This window comes from Streptomyces sp. ADI95-16, assembly GCF_003721495.1.
Classification (GTDB): domain Bacteria; phylum Actinomycetota; class Actinomycetes; order Streptomycetales; family Streptomycetaceae; genus Streptomyces; species Streptomyces goshikiensis.
The window spans coordinates 913,124-934,911 of sequence record NZ_CP033581.1 but is presented as its reverse complement, the minus strand read 5'-3'; the positions used below and the strand labels follow the sequence as shown (position 1 = coordinate 934,911).

Genomic DNA, 21,788 nt, shown 5'->3' with positions numbered 1-21,788 from the left:
GCCCCCTCCATCGACTCTGACCTTCTGGCTTCTGTACAAGGGATGCACGCATGAACGAGGAAAAGCTCCGGTATTTCCTGAAGCGGGTGACGGCAGATCTCCACGAGACCCGCCGTCGGCTCCAGGAGGTCGAGTCGGAGGAGCAGGAGCCGATCGCGATCATCGGAATGAGCTGCCGCTACCCGGGAGACGTCGAGTCCCCCGAGGACCTGTGGCGGCTGGTGTCCGACGAGACGGACGCCATCTCCGCCTTCCCGACGGACCGGGGCTGGGACACGGGTCAGCTGTTCGACGCGGACCCCGACGGTCGGGGCACGAGCTACGTGCAGGAAGGCGGCTTCCTGCACTCCGCCAACCGCTTCGAGCCGGAGTTCTTCGGGATCTCCCCGCGCGAGGCCGTGGCCATGGACCCGCAGCAGCGGCTGCTGCTGGAGACCTCCTGGGAGGCCTTCGAGCGGGCCGGCATCGACCCGACCTCCATGCGCGGCAGCCGGACCGGCGTGTTCACCGGCGTCATGTACCACGACTACGCCTCGCGGCTGCGCGCCGTACCCCCGGAGGTCGAGGGCTACCTCGGCACCGGCGGCTCCAGCAGCATCGCCTCCGGCCGCGTCTCGTACACGTTCGGCCTCGAAGGCCCCGCCCTCACCGTCGACACGGCCTGCTCCTCCTCCCTCGTCACCCTGCACCTGGCCATGCAGGCACTCCGCAAGGGCGAGTGCTCGCTCGCCCTCGCGGGCGGCGTCACCGTCATGCCGACGCCCGGCACCTTCACCGAATTCAGCAAGCAGCGCGGCCTGTCCTTCGACGGCCGCTGCAAGTCCTTCGCGGACGCCGCCGACGGCACAGGCTGGGGCGAGGGCGCGGGCATGCTGCTCGTGGAGCGACTGTCCGACGCCCGCCGCAACGGCCACCGCGTGCTGGCCGTCGTCCGCGGCTCGGCCGTCAACCAGGACGGCGCCTCCAACGGGCTGACCGCCCCGAACGGCCCCTCGCAGCAGCGCGTCATCCGCCAGGCCCTCGCCGACGCCAGGCTCACCGCCGCCGACGTGGACGTCGTCGAGGCGCACGGCACCGGTACGACCCTGGGCGACCCGATCGAGGCCCAGGCCCTGCTGGCGACGTACGGCCGCGAGCACACCGAGGACCGCCCGCTGTGGCTGGGCTCCGTCAAATCGAACATCGGACACACGCAGGCCGCCGCCGGTGTCGCCGGCGTCATCAAGATGGTCATGGCGATCCGGCACGGCCGGATCCCGCGCACGCTGCACGTGGACGAGCCGTCGACCAAGGTCGACTGGTCCGCGGGCGCCGTGTCCCTGCTGCGCGACACCGTGGAATGGCCCGAGACCGGCCGCCCGCGGCGCGCCGCCGTCTCCTCGTTCGGCATCAGCGGCACCAACGCGCACACGATCATCGAGCAGGCCCCGGTCGCGGTGCCCGCCGAGCCGGCCGAGTCCGCCGACACCGACACCGACGCCGACGCCGACGCCGTCGACGCCGCAGCCAACGCCGACGAGCCGCGCCCGCAGGCGCGGCGGCGCACCGTCGTGCCTCCCGTGCTGCCGTGGCTCGTCTCGGCCCGTACGGAGGAAGCCCTGCGGGCGCAGGCCGAGCGCCTGCTCACCCACCTGCGCGCGCACCCCGACCAGCGGCCGGAAGACGTCAGCCACACCCTGGCCACCGGTCGCGCCGCGCTCGAACACCGGGCGGTCGTCGTGGCCGGCGACCGCGAGAAGGCCCTGGCCAACCTCGCCGCACTGGCATCCGGCGACACCACCACGGCACAGGTCGTACGCGGCGTGGCAGGCGCGCGGGGCAAGGTGGCGTTCCTCTTCACGGGGCAGGGGAGCCAGCGTCTCGGGATGGGGCGCGAGCTGTACGACGCCTACCCGGTGTTCGCGGAAGCGCTGGACGCGGTGTGCGCGGAACTGGACCCGCGCCTCGAAATTCCCCTGAAGGACGTCCTGTTCGGGGCGGACGCGGCTCTGCTGGACGAGACGCGGTTCACCCAGCCGGCGCTGTTCGCGGTCGAGGTGGCGCTGTTCCGGCTCGTCGAGTCGTGGGGTGTGAAGCCGGACTTCCTGTCCGGTCACTCGATCGGTGAGATCGCCGCCGCGCACGTGGCGGGCGTCTTCTCCCTGGAGGACGCGTGCACGCTGGTGGCGGCCCGTGGCCGGCTGATGCAGGCGCTGCCGTCCGGTGGCGTGATGATCGCCGTCCAGGCCTCCGAGGAGGAGGTCCTGCCGCTGCTGACCGACCGCGTCAGCATCGCGGCCGTCAACGGACCGCGCTCGGTGGTCGTCGCCGGTGACGAGGACGCGGCGCTCGCGATCGCCGGGGCCCTCCCCGACCGGAAGTCCAAGCGGCTCACGGTCAGCCACGCCTTCCACTCGCCCCACATGGACGGCATGCTCGACGCCTTCCGCCAGGAGATCGAGGGGCTGACCTTCGCCGCCCCGCGGATCCCGGTCGTCTCGAACCTGACCGGCGCCCCCGTCACCGACGAGATGGGATCCGCCGACTTCTGGGTCCGGCACGTCCGCGACGCCGTCCGCTTCCTCGACGGTGTCCGTGCCCTTGAGAGCGCCGGCGTGACGACGTACGTCGAACTCGGTCCCGCCGGTGTGCTGTCCGCGATGGCGCAGTCCTGCCTGACCGAAAGCACCGGCCCGGTCGCCTTCGTTCCGGCCCTCCGCAAGGGCCGTTCCGAGGCGGCGACCCTCACCACCGCCCTCGCCGAGGTCCACGCGCGAGGCATCGCCGTCGACTGGCACGCCTTCCACCGCGACACCGGCGCCGAGCACGTCGACCTCCCCACGTACGCCTTCCAGCGCGAGCACTACTGGCTCGATGCCGGATCCCTCGGCGGGGACGTGACCACGGTGGGCCTCAGGTCTGCCGACCACCCCCTGCTGGGCGCCTCGGTCTCCCTGGCCGACGCCGACGCGCTGCTGCTCACCGGGCTGCTGTCGCTGACCACCCACCCCTGGCTCGGGGACCACCGCGTCATGGGCTCCGTTCTGCTGCCGGGCACCGCTTTCGTCGAGCTGGCCCTGCGCGCGGGCGAGCAGGTCGGTTGCGACCTGGTCGACGACCTCACGCTCGCCGCTCCGCTGGTGCTGCCCGAGGAGGGCGGCGTCGAGCTCCAGATCTCCGTCGCGGCGCCCGACGCGTCCGGCCGGCGCTCGGTCGTCTTCCACTCCCGCGCGGACCGCGCGGGGGACGACGAGCCGTGGGTCAGGAACGCGACCGCGATCCTGACCGAAGGAGCGGGCGACAGCCCCGGCTTCGACCTCGTCGAGTGGCCGCCCGCCGGGGCGGATACCGTCCCCGTGGAGGGCCTGTACGAGGGCCTCTCCGACTCCGGTTTCGGATACGGGCCGGCCTTCCAGGGGCTGCGGGCCGCCTGGCGTCGGGGCGAGGACGTGTTCGCCGAGGTCAGCCTCGACAGTGAGACCGAGCCGGGTGCGGAGCAGTTCACGATCCACCCGGCACTGCTCGACGCCGTTCTGCACGGTATCGGCCTTGGCTCGCTGGTGGAGGACACCGGTCAGGGGCGGCTGCCGTTCTCGTGGTCCGGTGTGGCGGTGCACTCCGTCGGCGCGGACAGTGTGCGGGTCCGGCTTTCGCGGGCCGGCCGGGACGCGGTGCGCCTGGAGATCGCCGATGTCGAGGGCGCGCCCGTCGCTTCGGTGGACAGCCTGGCCCTGCGCGCGTTCTCGCCCGAGCAGCTGGGCCGGCAGGCCGGCGGGCACGGAGACTCCCTGTTCCGCGTGGCCTGGTCGCAGGTGGCGTCCGGCGAGTCGTTCGGTGACTGGCTGATGTTGGGCGAGGGTTCGCAGGTGTTCGCGGACCTCGCCGGGCTGGCCGTGGCCGTGGCCGAGGGCGGTGAGATTCCGGCGGCGCTGGTGGTGCCGTGCGTCGAGCCGGCCGCCGAGGACGTGGCGGGCGCGGTCCACGCGCAGACGGGCCGGGTGCTGGCGCTGCTCAAGGACTGGCTGTCCGACCGGCGCTTCGCCGATGCGCGAATGGTGTTCCTCACCCGGGGTGCGGTCGAGGCCGTACCGGGCGAGGGCGTGGCGGACCTGGTCCATGCCGGTGTGTGGGGCCTGGTGCGTTCGGCGCAGTCGGAGAACCCCGGCCGGTTCGTCCTGGTCGACGTCGACGCCGAGGGTGACGTCGAAGCGGGCCTGTCGGCCGCGCTGGCTTCGGGCGAGTCCGAGCTGGCGGTACGGGGCGGCTCGCTGCTCGTGCCGAAGCTGGCCCGTGCGGCGGTCGCCGCGGACACGGCCAAGGGGTGGGCCACTGAGGGCACGGTGCTCGTCACCGGTGCGAGTGGTTCGCTGGGCGGGCTCTTCGCCCGTCACCTGGTGACCGAGCACGGTGTGCGGCGCCTGCTGCTGGTGAGCCGGCGCGGTGAGGCGGCCGAGTTGTCGGCCGAGCTGGTGGGTCTGGGTGCCGAGGTGTCGTGGGCCGCGTGTGATGTGGCCGACCGCGACGCGCTCGCCGCCGTACTCGCCGCCGTTCCGGCGGAGCACCCGCTGACGGCGGTCGTGCACACGGCGGGTGTCCTGGACGACGGTGTCGTCGGTTCGCTGACGGCCGAGCGCCTGTCGGCGGTGCTGCGTCCGAAGGTGGACGCGGCGTGGAACCTCCACGAGCTGACCCGGGACCTGGACCTTTCCGCCTTCGTGTTGTTCTCGTCGGCCGCCGGTGTGTTCGGTGGCGCCGGTCAGGCAAACTACGCGGCCGGCAACACCTTCCTGGACGCCCTGGCCGCCCACCGCCGGGCCCAGGGTCTGGCGGGTGTCTCGCTGGCCTGGGGTCTGTGGGCCGAGGTCGGCGGCATGGGCGGTGACCTGGCCGACGGTGACCGCGACCGCATGAACCGCGGTGGCGTGGACGCCCTCTCGCCCCAGACCGGTCTCGCCCTCTTCGACGCGGCCCACGCCGCGGACGACCCGCTGCTCGTGCCGGTCAAGCTCGACCTGGCGGCGCTGCGCGCCCAGGCGGGCAGCGGGTTGCTCCCGCCGCTGCTCTCCGGCCTGGTCCGCATGCCCACCCGCCGCGCCGCCAAGGGCGGCACCTTCGCCCGGCAGCTGTCCGCGCTGGCGAAGGAGCGGCAGCCGGGTGCCGTGGCCGACCTCGTACGTGGCCAGGTCGCCGCCGTCCTCGGCTTCGTCGGGCCTGAAGTGGTGGATCCGGCACGGTCGTTCAACGAGGTCGGTTTCGACTCGCTGACCGCCGTCGAACTCCGCAACCGCCTCGGCGCCGCGACCGGTGTCCGCCTGCCCGCCACCCTCGTCTTCGACTACCCGACCCCGGCGGTCCTGGCGGAGTACCTGTACGCCGAGCTGCTCGGCGTACAGGAAGCGGACGTGGCCGTGGTCGCGGCCCCCGTACACGACGACGAGCCGATCGCCATCGTGGCGATGGCCTGCCGCTTCCCCGGTGACGTCCGCTCGCCCGAGGACCTGTGGCGACTCGTCCGCGACGGGCGGGACGCGATCTCGGACATGCCCGCCGACCGGGGCTGGGACCTCGAAGGACTCTTCGACGCCGACCCGGACCGGCAGGGCACCAGCTACAGCACGGCCGGCGGGTTCCTGCACGACGCGCACCACTTCGACCCCAGCTTCTTCGGGATCTCCCCGCGCGAGGCCCTGGCCACCGACCCGCAGCAGCGGCTCCTGCTGGAGACCTCCTGGGAGGCCTTCGAGCGGGCCCGCATCGACCCGGCATCCATGCGGGGCAGCCGCACGGGCGTGTTCGCCGGCGTCATGTACAACGACTACGGCACCCTCCTCCACCGGGCCCCGGAGGGCCTGGAGGGCTACATGGGGACGTCCAGCTCGGGCAGTGTCGCCTCGGGCCGCGTCTCGTACACGTTCGGCCTCGAAGGCCCGGCGGTCACCGTCGACACGGCCTGCTCCTCCTCGCTCGTCACCCTCCACCTCGCCGTCCAGGCGCTGCGCAACGGCGAATGCGACCTCGCCCTCGCCGGCGGCGTGACCGTGATGGCCACGCCCGGCACCTTCATCGCCTTCAGCCGCCAGCGCGGCCTCGCGACGGACGGCCGCTGCAAGCCGTTCGCCGCCGCCGCCGACGGCACCGCGTGGGGCGAGGGCGTCGGCATGCTGCTCGTCGAACGGCTCTCGGACGCCCGCCGCAACGGGCACCCGGTGCTCGCCGTGGTCCGCGGCTCGGCGATCAACCAGGACGGCGCCTCCAACGGGCTGACCGCCCCGAACGGCCCCTCGCAGCAGCGGGTCATCCGCCAGGCCCTGACGAACGCGGGCCTGACCTCCGCCGACGTCGACGTGGTCGAGGCGCACGGCACGGGCACGACCCTCGGCGACCCGATCGAAGCCCAGGCGCTGCTGGCCACGTACGGGCAGGACCGGCCGGGGGACCGGCCGCTCCTGCTCGGCTCGATCAAATCCAACATGGGCCACACGCAGGCCGCCGCCGGTGTCGCGGGCATCATCAAGATGGTGCAGGCCATGCGTCACGGGACGGTGCCGAAGACGCTGCACGTGGACGAGCCGTCCCCGCACGTCGACTGGTCCGAGGGCGCCGTCGAGCTGCTGACGGAGTCGGTGGCCTGGCCGGAGACCGGACGTCCGCGCCGAGCGGCCGTCTCGTCGTTCGGCATCAGCGGAACGAACGCGCACACGATCATCGAGCAGGCCCCGGACGAGGCCGCGGTGACCGTCGCCGAGACCGGTACGGAGCCGGTGCTGCCGTACGTGCTGTCGGCGAAGTCGGCGGACGCGCTGAGCGCCCAGGCGGCCCGCCTGCGGACCCACCTGCAGGACACGCCGGAGGCCGGAGCGGCCGACATGGCCTACTCGTTGGCCACCCGTCGCGCGGCCTTCGCCCACCGGGCAGTGGTCGTCGCCGGGACCCGGGAGGAACTGCTCGGCGCACTGGCCGCGCTTGCGGACGGAGACGTGTCCGCCGCCGGGATCACGAGCGGCACCGTGGGCGCCGCCGGAGCCGGGAAGCTGGCCTTCCTGTTCACCGGGCAGGGCAGTCAGCGGCTCGGGATGGGGCGTGAGCTGTACGAGGCCCATCCGGTGTTCGCCGCCGCGCTGGATGCGGTGTGCGAGCGCGTCCGACTGCCCCTCGGGAAGGTCCTTTTCGGTACGGACGCGGAGCTGCTGGACCGCACGGAGTTCACGCAGCCGGCACTGTTCGCGCTGGAGGTGGCGCTGTTCCGGCTGCTGGAGTCGTGGGGCGTGAAGCCGGACTTCCTGTCCGGTCACTCGATCGGCGAGATCGCGGCCGCGCACGTGGCCGGGGTGCTGTCCCTGGACGACGCGTGCACGCTGGTGGCGGCCCGTGGCCGGCTGATGCAGGCACTGCCGGGCGGCGGTGTGATGATCGCACTCGAAGCCTCCGAGGGCGAGGTCCTGCCGCTGCTGACCGACCGGGTGAGCATCGCCGCGATCAACGGTCCGCGCTCGGTCGTGGTCGCTGGTGACGAGGACGCGGCGGTCGCCGTCGCGAACGCCTTCCCGGACCGCAAGTCCAAGCGGCTCACGGTCAGCCACGCGTTCCACTCGCCGCACATGGACGGCATGCTCGACGCCTTCCACGAGGTCGTACGAGGGCTGACGTACTCCGCCCCGCGGATCCCGGTCGTCTCGAACCTGACCGGCGCCCTCGTCTCGGACGAGATGGGCTCCGCCGACTTCTGGGTCCGCCACGCCCGCGAGGCGGTCCGCTTCCTCGACGGCGTCCGCGCCCTCGAAGCGGCCGGGGTGACCACGTACCTCGAACTGGGCCCCGACGGCGTCCTCTGCGCCATGGCGCAGGCCTGCCTGACCGACGACACGCGTGGTGCGGCGTTCGCCCCCGCTCTGCGCAAGGAGCGTCCCGAGACGGTCGCCCTCACGGCCGCCGTCGCCGAGGCCCACGCCCACGGGGCCCCTGTCGACTGGGAGTCGTACTTCGCGGGCACGGGTGCCCGGAGCATCGACCTGCCGACCTACGCCTTCCAGCACGAGCGGTACTGGATCGACCTCCCCGTCGGGTCCTTCGCCGACGCGGCCGCCGCGGGCCTGCGGCCCGCCGACCACCCGCTGCTCGGTGCCTCGGTGATGCTGGCGGACGCCGACGGCCTGCTCCTCACCGGGCGGCTGTCCGTCGCCACCCATCCGTGGCTCGCGGACCACGTGGTCATGGGCGCGGTGACGCTGCCCGGTACGGCGTTCGTCGAGCTGGCGCTGCGCGCCGGTGAGCAGGTCGGCTGCGATCTGGTGGAAGAACTGACCCTGGCCGCCCCCCTCGTCCTCCCCGAGGACGGCGGCGTCGAGCTCCAGATCGCCGTCGGGGCGCCCGACGAGTCGGGCCGCCGGCCCCTCGCCTTCCACTCGCGCGAAGGCCTGGCGGCGGACGACGCCCTCTGGCTCCGCAACGCCACCGCGACCCTCGCGGTGGGTGCGCAGGAGCCCCCGGTGTTCGACCTCGCGGCCTGGCCGCCGGCCGGCTCGGAGCCCGTCGACGTCGAGGAGCTGTACGAGGGCTTCGCTGAGTCCGGCTTCGGCTACGGGCCGGTGTTCCAGGGCCTGCGGGCCGCCTGGCGCAAGGGCGACGAGGTGTTCGCCGAGGTCGGCCTCGGCGACGAGCAGGGGCCGGACGCCGAACAGTTCACGATCCACCCGGCGCTCCTCGACTCCGTTCTGCACGCCATCGGGCTCGGCTCCCTCGTGGAGGACACCGGCCAGCCGCGGCTGCCGTTCTCCTGGTCCGGTGTTGCGGTCCACTCCACGGGAGCGGACACCCTGCGCGTACGGCTCTCCCGGGCCGGCCGCGAAGCGGTGCGTCTGGAGATCGCCGACGCCGAAGGCGTCCCCGTCGCCTCGGTGGACAGCCTCGCCCTGCGAGCCTTCTCGCCCGAGCAGCTCGGCCGGCAGGTCGGCGGCCACGGCGACGCGCTGTTCCGCGTCGAATGGCGCGAACTGATGCCTTCGGACGCGCTGTTCGCCGACTGGGTCATGCGGGACGGGGTCGACGCGCAGGTCCTCGACGATCTCGACACGGTCCCGGGTGCGCTGGTGCTGTCGTGCCGGGAGCCCGCCGGAACGGACGTGGCCGACGCGGTGCACGCCGAGGCGGGCCGGGTGCTGACGCTGCTCCAGCGGTGGCTGTCCGACGACCGCTTCGCCGACGCGCGTCTGGCGTTCCTGACCCGCGGCGCCGTGACCGTCGCCCCGGGTGACGGTCCGGCGGGCCTGGTGCACGCCTCCGTGCGGGGCCTGGTGCGTTCGGCGCAGTCGGAGAACCCGGGCCGGATCGTCCTGGTGGACGTCGACGCCGACGGCGACGTGGAGCACGCGCTCTCGGCGGCCCTGGCCTCGGGCGAGTCCGAGGTGGCGGTGCGCGGGGGCGTCCTGCTGGTGCCGCGGCTGGCGCGTGCGTCGGTCGCCGGCTCCGATCCGGAGTGGGCGGCCGGAGGCACGGGCACGGTGCTGCTGACGGGTGCGAGCGGTTCGCTGGGCGGGCTCTTCGCCCGTCACCTGGTCGCCGAGCACGGTGTGCGGCGCCTGCTGCTGGTCAGCCGGCGCGGCGACGCCGCCGCGGGTGCCGCCGACTTGTCGGCGGAGCTCACCGGGCTGGGCGCCGAGGTGTCGTGGGCCGCTTGTGACGTGGCCGACCGTGACGCGCTGGCCGCCGTCCTGGCCGAAATCCCCGCCGAACACCCGCTGACGGCGGTCGTGCACACGGCCGGTGTCCTGGATGACGGTGTCGTCGGTTCCCTGACCGCCGAGAGGCTGTCGGCCGTACTGCGTCCTAAGGTGGACGCAGCGTGGAACCTGCACGAGCTGACGGCAGGCCTCGACCTGGCCGCGTTCGTCCTGTTCTCCTCCGCCGCCGGTGTCTTCGGTGGTGCCGGTCAGGCCAACTACGCGGCCGGCAACACCTTCCTGGACGCCCTCGCGGCCCACCGCCGGGCCCGGGGCCTGGTGGCGACCTCCCTCGCCTGGGGCCTGTGGGGCGAGGCAGGCGGCATGGGGGACACCCTGGAAGCCGACGACGTCTCGCGCATGGCCCGCGGTGGTGTGACCGCCCTGACCGCCGCCGAAGGCGTGGCCCTGTTCGACAGCGCGTGCGCCTCCGGGCAGCCCCTGCTGGTGCCGGTCAGGCTGGACCTGGCCGCGCTGCGCGCCGCCGCACGCGGCGGATTGCTCCCGCCCCTGCTCTCCGGCCTCGTCCGCATGCCCTCGCGCCGTGCGGCCCGGGGCGGCACGGCCGCCGGCGGTGCCTTCGCGCGCCGGCTCGCCGCGCTGCCGCAGGACCAGCGGCCGGGAGCCGTCATGGAGTTGGTCCGGGGCCAGGTGGCCGCGGTACTGGGCTTCGCGGGCCCCGAAGCGGTGGACCCGGCGCGGTCGTTCAGCGAGGTCGGCTTCGATTCGCTGACCGCGGTGGAGCTGCGCAACCGCCTCGCGGCGGCGACGGGCGTGCGCCTGCCGGCCACCCTCGTCTTCGACTACCCGAATCCGGCGGTCCTGGCGGAGTACCTGCACGCCGAGCTGCTCGGTGGGCATGGAGCGGACGTGGCCGCGGTGGCGGCCTCCGTACACGACGACGAGCCGATCGCCATCGTGGCGATGGCCTGCCGCTTCCCCGGTGACGTCCGCTCGCCCGAGGACCTGTGGCGACTCGTCGCGGACGGCCGTGACGCCATCTCCGCCATGCCGGACGACCGCGGCTGGGACCTCGCCGGAATCCTCGATCCCAGTCGGCCGGGCGCCGACTACAGCCCGACCGGCGGGTTCCTGCACGACGCGCACCACTTCGATCCCAGCTTCTTCGGGATCTCCCCGCGCGAGGCCCTGGCCACCGACCCGCAGCAGCGGTTGCTGCTGGAGACCTCCTGGGAGGCCTTCGAGCGGGCCGGCATCGACCCGGCGTCCATGCGCGGGAGCCGGACCGGCGTGTTCGCGGGCGTGATGTACAACGACTACGGCACGCTCCTCCACCGGGCCCCGGAGGGTCTGGAGGGCTACATGGGGACGTCCAGCTCGGGCAGTGTCGCCTCGGGCCGCGTCTCGTACACGTTCGGCCTCGAAGGCCCGGCGGTCACCGTCGACACGGCCTGCTCGTCCTCGCTCGTCACCCTCCACCTCGCCGTTCAGGCGCTGCGCAACGGCGAATGCGACATGGCGCTCGCCGGTGGCGTGACCGTGATGGCCACGCCCGGCACCTTCATCGCCTTCAGCATCCAGCGCGGCCTGGCGGACGACGGGCGTTGCAAGCCGTTCGCCGCCGCCGCCGACGGCACCGCGTGGGGCGAGGGCGTCGGCATGCTGCTCGTCGAACGGCTCTCGGACGCCCGCGCCAAGGGCCACCCGGTCCTCGCTGTGGTCCGGGGCTCGGCGGTCAACCAGGACGGCGCCTCCAACGGCCTCACGGCCCCGAACGGCCCCTCCCAGCAGCGCGTCATCCGCCAGGCCCTGGCCAACGCCGGTCTGTCCGCCGCGGAGGTGGACGCCGTCGAGGCGCACGGCACCGGCACCACGCTCGGCGACCCCATCGAGGCGCAGGCGCTGCTGGCCACGTACGGGCAGGACAGGCCGGCCGACCGGCCGCTGCTGCTCGGCTCGATCAAATCCAACATGGGCCACACGCAGGCCGCAGCCGGTGTCGCGGGCGTCATCAAGATGGTCCAGGCGATACGGCACGGCGTCCTGCCGAAGTCCCTGCACGTCGACGAGCCGACCCCGCACGTCGACTGGTCGGCGGGAGCGGTCTCGCTCCTGGAATCCGCCACCCCCTGGCCGGAGACCGGACGCCCGCGCCGCGCGGCCGTGTCGTCGTTCGGCATCGGCGGAACCAACGCGCACACGATCATCGAGCAGGCCCCTGAGGTGGCCGTGGTGACCGCGGCCGAGACCGGTACGGAGCCGGTGCTGCCGTACGTGCTGTCCGCGAAGTCGGCGGATGCCGTGCGTGGCCAGGCGGCCCGCCTGCGCAGGCACCTGGAGGGCTCGGCCGGGCTCAGGTCCGCAGATGTGGCGCTCTCCCTGGCCACGACCCGGGCCGTCTTCGACCACCGCGCGGTGGTCGTGGCCGGTGACCGGCAGGAGCTGCTGCGCGGTCTGACCGCGCTGGAGGACGGGGCCGCGGCCGCCGGAGTGGCACGCGGCTCCGTGAGCACCGGGAAGACGGCGTTCGTGTTCCCGGGTCAGGGTTCGCAGTGGCTGGGCATGGCGGCGGAGCTGCTGGAGTCCTCGCCGGTGTTCGCCGCGCGGGTGGATGAGTGTGCGAAGGCGCTGGAGCCCTTCACCGACTGGTCGTTGGTGGATGTGCTTCGCGGTGTTGAGGGCGCGCCGTCCCTTGACCGGGTGGATGTGGTGCAGCCGGCGCTGTTCGCGGTGATGGTGTCGCTCGCGGAGGTGTGGCGGTCGGCTGGTGTGCGTCCGGGTGCGGTGATCGGGCATTCGCAGGGCGAGATCGCGGCCGCTTGCGTGGCCGGGATCCTGTCCCTGGACGACGCGGCCCGTGTGGTGGCTCTGCGAAGCCAGGCCATCGGCCGGGTGCTGGCCGGGCTGGGCGGCATGGTGTCCGTACCCCTGCCCGCCGCTGAGGTCCGGGAGCGGATCGCGCCGTGGGGCGAGCAGCGGATCTCCGTGGCCGCCGTCAACGGCCCCTCTTCCGTGGTCGTGTCCGGTGAGGTCCAGGCCCTGGACGAGCTGCTCGCCTCCTGTGAGGCCGACGGGGTCCGTGCCAAGCGGATCGCGGTGGACTACGCCTCCCACTCCGCGCAGGTCGAACTGCTGCGGGACGAGCTGGCCGAACTCCTCGCACCGATCGCCCCGCGCACCGCCGGAGTTCCGTTCCTCTCGACCGTCACCGGCGAGTGGGTCGAGGGCCCGGAGCTGGACGCCGGCTACTGGTTCCGCAACCTTCGCCGGACCGTGGAGCTGGAGCAGGCCACCCGCACGCTGCTGGAGCAGGGTTTCGGGGTGTTCATCGAGTCCAGTCCGCACCCGGTGCTGACCGTGGGCATGCAGGAGACCGTCGAGGACGCGGGCCGCGAGGCCGCCGTACTCGGTTCACTGCGGCGCAACGAGGGCGGTCTGGAGCGGTTCTGGCTCTCCCTCGGCGAGGCCTACGTCCGCGGCGTCGCCGTGGACTGGGACGCCGTCTTCACCGGTACCGGCGCCCAGCGCGTCGACCTGCCCACCTACGCCTTCCAGCGCGACCGCTACTGGATCGACGTACCGATCGGCCAGGTCGGCGACGTGGCCTCGGCCGGGCTCGGCTCGGCCGGGCACCCGCTGCTCGGCGCGGCCGTCGAACTGCCCGACTCCGAAGGGTTCCTGTTCACGGGGCGCCTGTCGCTCCAGAGCCACCCCTGGCTGGCCGACCACCGGGCCGCGGGCGCCGTCATGCTCCCCGGGACGGCCTTCGTGGAACTCGCGCTGCACGCCGGCCGGCGGGCCGGCACCGACTCCGTCGAGGAGCTGACCCTTGAGGCTCCGCTGGTGCTGCCCGAGCAGGGCGCGCTCCAGCTCCGGCTGTCGGTGGCCGCGCCCGACGAAGCGGGCCGGCGCGCGCTGCACGTCCACTCGCGACCGGAGACCAGCGGAGACGACGGCGGCGAGGGCCATGGGGTGCCGTGGACGCGGCACGCCAGTGGTGTGCTCGGCGCGGGCGGCGCGGCGGCCGCCCCGAAGGTGTCGTGTCCCGATGTCTGGCCTCCCGTAGGGGCCGAACAGCTCGACGTGGCCGACCTGTACGAGCAGTTCGCCGCCATGGGGTACGCGTACGGCCCCGCCTTCCGCAACCTGCGGGCCGCCTGGCGCGGCGGGGACGAACTGTTCGTCGAACTCGCCCTGTCCGAGGGCCCCCAGGCCGATGCCGCGCACTTCGGTGTGCACCCGGCGCTGCTGGACGCGGGGCTGCACGGCCTCGCGCTGGGCTCCTTCCTGACCGGCGGCGACGAGGAAGGGGACGAGGGCGACCGGATCCGGCTGCCGTTCTCCTTCACCGGTGTCGGCCTGCACGCCGTCGGGGCGGGTGCCCTGCGGGTGCGGCTGGCCCCCGCGGGATCCGCCGGCGTCTCCCTGACGGCCTTCGACGAGCGGGGCGAACCGGTCGTCTCGGTGGATTCGTTGCTGCTGAGGGCGCTCGACCCGACCCGGCTGCACGCGGCCCGGCCCACGTTCCACGAGTCGCTCTTCCGGCTGGAGTGGCCCGCTACGGCAGGCAACCCGGCCTCCCCGAGCGGACGCTGGGCCGTCGTCGGGACCGACACGTTCGGTCTCGAAGCGGCGCTGCTCGAAGCGGGCATCACCGCCGACGTCTACACCGACCTGGACGTGCTCGCGGGCGTGGTCCTCGCCGGCAAGCCGCTCCCGGACACCGTGCTCGTCCCGTACGCCGCGGACCCCGCGGCCGACACCGCCGGGGCCACCCGGGAGGCGACGCACGAGGCCCTGAAGCTCGTACAGACCTGGCTGGCCGAGGAGACCCTCGCCGGGGCCCGCCTGGTGGTGGTCACCCGGGGCGCGGTCGAGGCACGGCCGGGCGAGGGCGTGGCGGACCTGCCGGGCGCGTCGGTGTGGGGGCTGCTGCGGTCCGCGCAGTCGGAGAACCCCGGCCGGTTCCTGCTGCTCGACCTCGAAGCCGGGCCGGAAGGTGCCGCCGGCGGCGCGGCGGTGGGCCTCGCCCCGCTGCTCGCGGCCGCCGTGGCCGGCGGAGAGTCCCAGGTCGCCGTACGTGACGGCGTCCCGCACGCCGCCAGGCTGGCACGTATCCCCGCCGCCCGCCCCGAGACGGACGGCGCCGACCTCGGCGCACCGGCGGCCACGCTCGACCCGGACGGCACCGTCCTGATCACCGGCGGCACCGGAGTGCTCGGCAGCCTGCTGGCCAGGCACCTGGTGACCGAGCGGGGAGCACGGCGCCTGCTGCTCACCAGCCGGCGCGGCCCCGCCGCCGCCGGCGCCCCGGAGCTCGTCGCGGAACTCGCCGCGCTGGGCGCCGAGGCGGCCGTCGTCGCCTGTGACGCGGCCGACCGGGAGGCACTGGCCGCACTGCTCGCGGGCATCCCGGCCGAGCACCCGCTCACCGCGGTCGTCCACACCGCGGGCCACCTCGACGACGGACTCGTACCGTCCCTGACCCCGGAGCGGATCGACGCGGTCCTGCGGCCGAAGGTCGACGCGGCCCTCCACCTGCACGAGCTGACCCGGGACCTGGACCTCGCCGCGTTCGTGCTGTTCTCCTCGGCGGCCGGCACGCTCGGCAGCCCCGGGCAGGCCAACTACGCGGCGGCGAACGCCTTCCTCGACGCGCTGGCCCAGCGCCGGCGTGCGGCGGGCCTGCCCGCGGTGTCGCTGGCCTGGGGGCTGTGGGAGCAGCGCAGCGAGATGACCGGCGACCTCACGGACGCCGACGTCCAGCGGATGGCGCGCGCCGGACTGGCGCCGCTGTCCTCCGCGGAGGGCCTCGCCCTCTTCGACACGGCGTGCGCCCTGAGCGCGCCCGCCACCGGAGCGGACGCCGGGGCGGACGCCGCCGGGGAGCCCGGTGGGCCCGACGGCACCGTCTTCGTCGCGATGCGGCTGGACACCGGGCCCCTGCGGGCCCAGGCGGACGCCGGGGGCCTGCCGCCCCTCTTCCGCGGACTGGTCCGCGGGGGGCTCCGCAGGGCCGCCGCCCCCGGGGTCGCCGACGCGGCGGTGTCCGACGCCGCACGACGGCTCGCGGGCCTGTCGGGGCTGCCGGAGGAGGAGCAGGAGCGGGTGCTGCTGGAGGTGGTGCGCGCCACGGCCGCCGCGGTGCTCGCCTATCCCTCGCCCGACGCGGTGGGGGAGTCCCAGCAGTTCCTGGAGCTCGGCCTGGACTCGCTGACCGCCGTCGAGCTGCGCAACCAGCTGAACGCGGCGACGGGCCTGCGGCTGCCCGCCACCCTGCTCTTCGACCACCCGACTCCGCTCCTCGTCGCGGCCCGGCTGCGCGCCGAGCTCGCCGGAGCCCCGGGAGGCCCGGCCGGGCCCGACGGGGCGGCGGAGCAGGGCGGGGAGGAGGACGCCGGAGTGTTCGGCTCCATGCTCCGGGAAGCCGGGACGCAGGGCGCGTCGGGGCAGTTCATGGAACTGCTCATGCAGGCGTCACGGTTCCGGCCCTCGTTCGCCTCGGCGGCCGAGCTGCGCAAGGCGCCGAGCCTGGTGCGGCTCTCGCGCGGCGGGACGCGGCCCGGACTGGTCTGCTTCTCCTCCATCCTGTCGATCTCCGGTCCGCACCAGTACGCCCGCTTCGCGTCCGCCTTCCGCGGCCGGAGGGACGTCCACGCGATGGCCGCGCCCGGCTTCCTGCGGGGCGAGCAACTGCCCTCGACGGCCGAAGCGGTGATCGAGGCGCAGGCCGAGGCGGTCCTGCGGCACGCGGACGGGGAGCCGTTCGTCCTGCTCGGACACTCCTCCGGCGGCATGCTCGCCCACGCGGTGGCCGGCCGGCTGGAGGGCGCCGGGGTCTTCCCGGAGGCGGTGGTCCTCGTCGACATCTACTCGCACGACGACGACGCCATCATGGGCATCCAGCCCGGGCTGTCGCAGGGAGTGGACGAGCGGCAGGGCAGCTACGTACCGGTCGACGACAGCCGGCTGCTGGCGATGGGCGCGTACTTCAGGCTGTTCGGCGGCTGGAAGCCGGAGGCGGTGAAGGCGCCCACGCTGCTGGTCCGGGCGCAGGAGCAGTTCTTCGACTGGACCCGCGCCACGGACGGCGACTGGCGTTCCTACTGGGACCTGGAGCACACGGCCGTGGACGTCGCGGGCAACCACTTCACGATGATGGAGCAGCACGCGACGACGACCGCGGGCACCGTCGAGGAGTGGCTGGACGCCCACCTCTGAGGGCGGCCGGCCCGGTGACATGAAGGCCGGTGACACGAAGGCCGGGCCCCACCCCCGAGGGGTGGGGCCCGGCCCCGTTCGCTCCGTCAGGCCGTCACGGCCTCGGGACGGCCCGCTGGGCCCGCGTCGCGCGGGACCGCTCCAGCGCCCGCTCCCGCTCGCGTTCACGGGCCCGCTTCTTCGGCAGGCCCACCGCGACGACCTCGAAGTTCGCCTTGGTGACGTCCAGCCGGTGGAAGAGGCTGTCCGGGCCGGTCACGTACAGCGTGCCCACGCCGAGGCCCTTGAGCGACTCCACCATGCCCGGCCAGTGGATCGGCCGGTCGAAGGTGTCCAGCATCATCGCGCGCATCCCCGCGGCGTCCCGGACGACCGACCCGTCGTGGTCGGAGACCACGGGAAGGGCGGGGGCACCGGGCTCGTACGCGCCGAAGACCTCCTCCTCGGCCTTGCGGCGCAGCGCGGAGAAGGCCGCCGCGTGCACGGGCGGCCGCATCGAGTACATGGAGTAGCCGCCCGCCGCGCTGATGCCGGCCGTCAGGGCGTCGAGGTCCTTCTCACGTACGGACAGCATGTGGAAGCCGGCGTCGAGGTGGCCCGAGAAGTCGTACCAGGCGCCCCGGTCGTCGAACCCGGCGAGGATCTCGTCCAGGCGGTCCTGCGGGGTGCGGACGAAACAGTGGGTGACCACGTCCTCGTACGCGCCGGAGGAGAAGAACTCCTCCTCGCAGCGGACCAGCTCGGCCGTCAGCCGGACCACCTCGGGGAAGGAGAGCGAGCCGACGAAGGCGGCCGTCGCCCGCTGGCCGAAGCTGGGGCCGGCGCAGACGGTGGGGGAGACGCCGAGGGTGTCCACGGCCCGGTCCGCCAGCGCCATCGAGTTCACCAGGAAGGCGATCTGGAAATCGACCGAATAGTCTTCCTCGGCATCCCGGAAACGGTCGAACACCGAATAGCCGAGGGCGTCGTCGGCTTCCGCCAGACGGACCCGTGCGTACGGGTCGAGCATCAGGAATTTGCCGACCTCGGCGAAGGACGCGGGGCCCATGCCGGGGAATACGATCGCGGTGCCGGTCCGGGAATTGGCGGATTCGGCCGTACTGACCGCGGGAATCGCATCGGAATGAGTCATGATCCGTGAAATACCTTTGCTTCCGGGATGCTGTGACACCGGTCTGTTCTTTCGGTGCCATTTCGGTGTCATTGCGGTGCCGTTGACGGGAAAAGACCTCGTACCCGGGCCGGGCGCGGGTGCGCCGGTCCGGGCACGAGGCCGGAGGGGAAGGCGGAGCGGGTCAGTCCTGGGCCCTGCGGTGGAAGCCCTTGATGCCGATCGTCCCGAAGATCAGGATGGCGGCGGTCAGGGCCAGCACGTCCACCCACAGCGGGATCGAGCCGGGCCCGCCGGGCGGCAGCAGCAGGGAGCGGATCCCCTCGCTGACGTAGGTCAGCGGGTTGAAGGCGCACAGCACCTGGAACCAGCGGATGTCCGCCAGCCCGTGCCACGGGAACTGGGTGCAGCCCGTGAACATCAGCGGGGTCAGCGTGACCGCGAAGACGATGCTGATGTGGCGCGGCGGGGCCAGGGTGCCGATGGTCAGGCCCACCGTGCTGCCGGCCAGCGCGCCCATCAGCAGCACGCCGAGGGTGGCGGGGAAGCTGTCCATGGGCCAGGAGGCGTGATCGAGGACGAGGAAGCCCATCGGGATCATCAGCAGCGAGGCGATCACGCCGCGCATCATGCCGAAGACCAGCTTCTCGATGGCCACCAGGGTGGTCGGGATAGGGGCGAGCAGCCGGTCCTCGATCTCCTTGCTCCACGAGAAGTCGATGATCAGCGGGAGCGCCGTGTTCTGCAGGCTCACCAGGAAGGCGTTGAGCGCCACCACGCCCGGCAGCAGCACCTGCTGGAAGCCGCCGCCGGTGAAGCCGAGTTCGCCGAGGACCTTGCCGAAGACGAACAGGATGAAGAACGGCTCCACGAGCACCTGCGCCAGGAAGGTCGGCAGTTCGCGGCCGGTGACGAAGATGTCCCGCCAGAGGATGAAGAAGAACGTACGGGTCACCGAGCGGATGCCGGCGGGCGCGGGCCTCAGCTCCCGCGGGAAGCCCGCGACCGGGTCGGCGGCGGTGGCGGCGGCCTTCTCGGTGGCCGTGGCGGTCGTCATCGCAGCTCCCGCCCGGTCAGTGAGATGAAGACGTCCTCCAGTGTCGCGGTGCCCACTTTGATGTCCTTGATGTCGCAGCTCGCCGCCGTCAGCGTGGTGATGGCGGCCGGAAGCACCGCGCCGGACGGCGCGTCGCTGTAGATGCGCAGCCGTACGGGCGCGTCCGCGCCGTCCCGGCCCGCCGGAAGGTCGGGGACGTCCGCCGCGGTGCCCGGCGCCGTCGTGTCGTCGGCCGTGCCGTCCGCGGTTTCGGCGTGGTGGCCCGGCTCGATGCGCTCGACCCGGGTCACCCCTTCGATCCGCTCCAGCAGCCGGATGACCTCCGCCGCACCGGCGGCCTGAGCCGGCCGCACGGTCACGGTGAGGGCGGTGCCGCTCAGGCTCTGCATGAGCGCCTGCGGGGTGTCCAGGGCGAGCAGCCGCCCGTGGTCCACGATCCCGACGCGGTCACAGAGCCGGGCGGCCTCGTCCATGTCGTGGGTGGTGAGCACGGTGGTCACACCGCGCCCGCTCAGCTCGGCCACCCGCTCGTGGATGAACAGCCGGGCCTGCGGGTCGAGGCCGTTGGCCGGCTCGTCCAGGAAGAGCACGTCCGGCCGGTGCATCAGGGCCCGGGCGATCATCACGCGCTGGACCTGGCCGCCGGAGAGCCGGTCGCCGCGGTCCTTGCCGCGGTCGCCGAGCCCCACCCACTCCAGGCACTCGTCGGCGAGCCTGCGCCGTTCGGTGCGGCCCATGCCGTGGTAGCCGGCGTGGAAGGTCAGGTTCTGTCGCAGTGTCAGCGACTGGTCGAGGTTGTTGCGCTGCGGTACGACGGCGAAGGCGCGGCGTGCCTGGGCGGGATGGGCCACGACGTCGACGCCCTGCACGAAGGCGCGCCCCGCCGTGGGGGCCACGCGGGTGGTGAGGATGCCGATGGTCGTGGTCTTGCCGGCCCCGTTCGGGCCCAGGAATCCGAAGACCTCACCCCGGCGGACCGAGAAGCTCAAGCCGTCCACCGCCGGCCGGTCACGGTCCCGGTACTTCTTGACCAGTCCGTCGACCACGACAGCGGAATCCACGGGTCGTTCAGGTTTCATTTATGCCTGCGAATCAAGCGGGACGCGGCGACGGCGGGCCGGCGGGTCCGCATGAGAATATCGCGTGACCGGCCGCGCGTCGGGCGCCGACTGAATGGGACGCGGAAATGATGTGCGTCGCCATGTGTAGCACGCGGGACTTCGTCGCGCTCCGGCCGGACCCGCACCTAGGGGGGAATAAGGAAATACTTAGGGGGGAATAGGGGTGATCACGTCTGGCGGTCCCGGCGAATATCCTCATAGCATCCCCGGGTGACCGCGCCGGATCAGCTCCGCTCGCCTCACCATTTTCGCGAGGAGACCCCGTGAAAGCACTCGTCCTGTCGGGGGGATCCGGCACCCTTCTGCACCCCCTGCCCGTCAACTCCCCCGAGCAGCCCCACCCCGCGGCCGACAAGCCCGTCCTCTTCCACGCCCTTGAGGACATCGCCGACGCGGGCATCACCGATGTCGGCATCGTCCTCGGCGACACCGCCGACGAGGTACGGGCGGCCGTCGGCGACGGCGCCCGCTTCGGCGTCAGCGTCACCTACCTGCCGCGCCGCCGGCCGGCCGGGCTCGCCCACGCCGTGCGCACCGCGCGGGACTGGCTGGGCGACGACGACTTCGTGACGCACCCGGGCGACGGCTTCGTACCCGGCGGGATCGGCGAGCAGCTGGAGGAGTTCCGCAGCCGCCGCCCGGTCGCGCAGGAAGTGCCGGGCAGGGCCGGGGTGTACTTCTTCACCGACGCCGTGCACCAGGCCGTCGAGGCCGTCCAGCCCTCCGCCCACGGCGAGTTGGAGATCACCGAGGTCCTCCGGTGGCTGACCGGCCAGGGCCTGGAGGTCGTATCCGGCACCGCCGGCGACCACGACGAGGCCCAGATCGCTTCATGAAGGCCCTCCGCACCGGAGGCGCCGGCCATGCACCCGGCCCGCGGGTCACAGGCACCGTCCGGGGCGCGGCTCCGGGGAGCGCGCCCCATGAGCACACCCGGCCGCCGACGGGGGAGGCCACCCCCGACGAGGTCAGCCTGATCCAGATCAGGCAGCCCGCGCTCCCGAGCAGCTACCGCATGATCTGCTTCCCGAGCTCGCGCAACTCCCCGCTGTGCTACCTGGCCATGGCCGAGCTGCTGCTGCCCACCGTGGAGCTGCTCATCGTCCAGTACCCCTCCTCCATGCCCGCCGACGAGGACCTCGACCCCGAGGCGGCCGCGTTACTCGCCGATCAGGTCTTCGAGGCGGTACGGGGCTGGGCCGACCGCCCCTTCGCGCTGTTCGGGCACCGGCTGGGCGCCGAACTGGCCTACTCCGTGGGCTGCCGGCTGGAGCGGGAGACGTACGCACACGCGCCGCTGACCCTCTTCGTCTCCGGGCGGACGGCCCCCGGCCACCGCGGCAACCTCGGACCGCCCGCCCTCAACTGCCGGGTCGTCGCCCTGACGGCCCACCACGACCCGCGCGCCGCGCTGGCCGGAGTCCGGGCCTGGCGGCGCTGTACCTCCGGCCGGTTCGACCTGGAGGTCTTCCCGGGCGCCCAGGGATACCTGAAGTCACACCGCCGGGAGGTGGTCAACATCGTGCACGACCAGCTGATCTCGCTCGGTGCACCGGACCCGGAGTGACCCGGGGCGGCCCCGCCGTACGGACCGCGGGGCGGCGCCCACCGAACCCCCATCC

Annotated in this window: 6 protein-coding genes; 3 read left to right on the top strand and 3 right to left on the bottom strand. The window is 73.4% G+C overall.

Annotation, left to right across the window (positions count from 1 at the left end; translation table 11 throughout):
• The first annotated feature begins 50 nt into the window (after positions 1-50).
• Entirely contained in the window at positions 51-16,877 is a 16,827-nt protein-coding gene (locus tag EES41_RS04315) for a type I polyketide synthase (RefSeq protein WP_123075804.1), read from the top strand.
• A gap of 94 nt (positions 16,878-16,971) precedes the next feature.
• Here EES41_RS04315 and EES41_RS04310 read toward each other — a convergent pair whose 3' ends face one another.
• From EES41_RS04310 to EES41_RS04300, 3 genes are all read right to left on the bottom strand, one after another.
• On the bottom strand, positions 16,972-18,009 hold the full coding sequence (locus EES41_RS04310; protein WP_123075802.1) for an ACP S-malonyltransferase: 1,038 nt from the start codon (positions 18,007-18,009) through the stop codon (positions 16,972-16,974).
• 163 nt (positions 18,010-18,172) lie between these two features.
• Positions 18,173-19,045 carry an ABC transporter permease gene (locus tag EES41_RS04305; RefSeq protein ID WP_123075800.1) on the bottom strand — a complete coding sequence of 291 codons (873 nt, stop codon included), beginning with the start codon at positions 19,043-19,045 and terminating at the stop codon, positions 18,173-18,175.
• The gene (locus EES41_RS04300) at positions 19,042-20,106 is read right to left on the bottom strand and encodes an ABC transporter ATP-binding protein (protein ID WP_123075798.1); all 1,065 of its coding nucleotides are present in this window, start codon (positions 20,104-20,106) and stop codon (positions 19,042-19,044) included. The genes EES41_RS04305 and EES41_RS04300 overlap by 4 nt, the downstream gene beginning before the upstream one ends.
• Before the next feature lie 323 nt (positions 20,107-20,429).
• On the opposite strand from EES41_RS04300, the gene EES41_RS04295 reads away from it, so the two are divergent.
• The gene (locus EES41_RS04295; protein WP_123075796.1) at positions 20,430-21,002 is read left to right on the top strand and encodes a sugar phosphate nucleotidyltransferase; all 573 of its coding nucleotides are present in this window, start codon (positions 20,430-20,432) and stop codon (positions 21,000-21,002) included.
• Entirely contained in the window at positions 20,999-21,733 is a 735-nt protein-coding gene (locus EES41_RS04290; protein WP_123075794.1) for a thioesterase II family protein, read from the top strand. The genes EES41_RS04295 and EES41_RS04290 overlap by 4 nt, the downstream gene beginning before the upstream one ends.
• Positions 21,734-21,788: the final 55 nt, after the last annotated feature.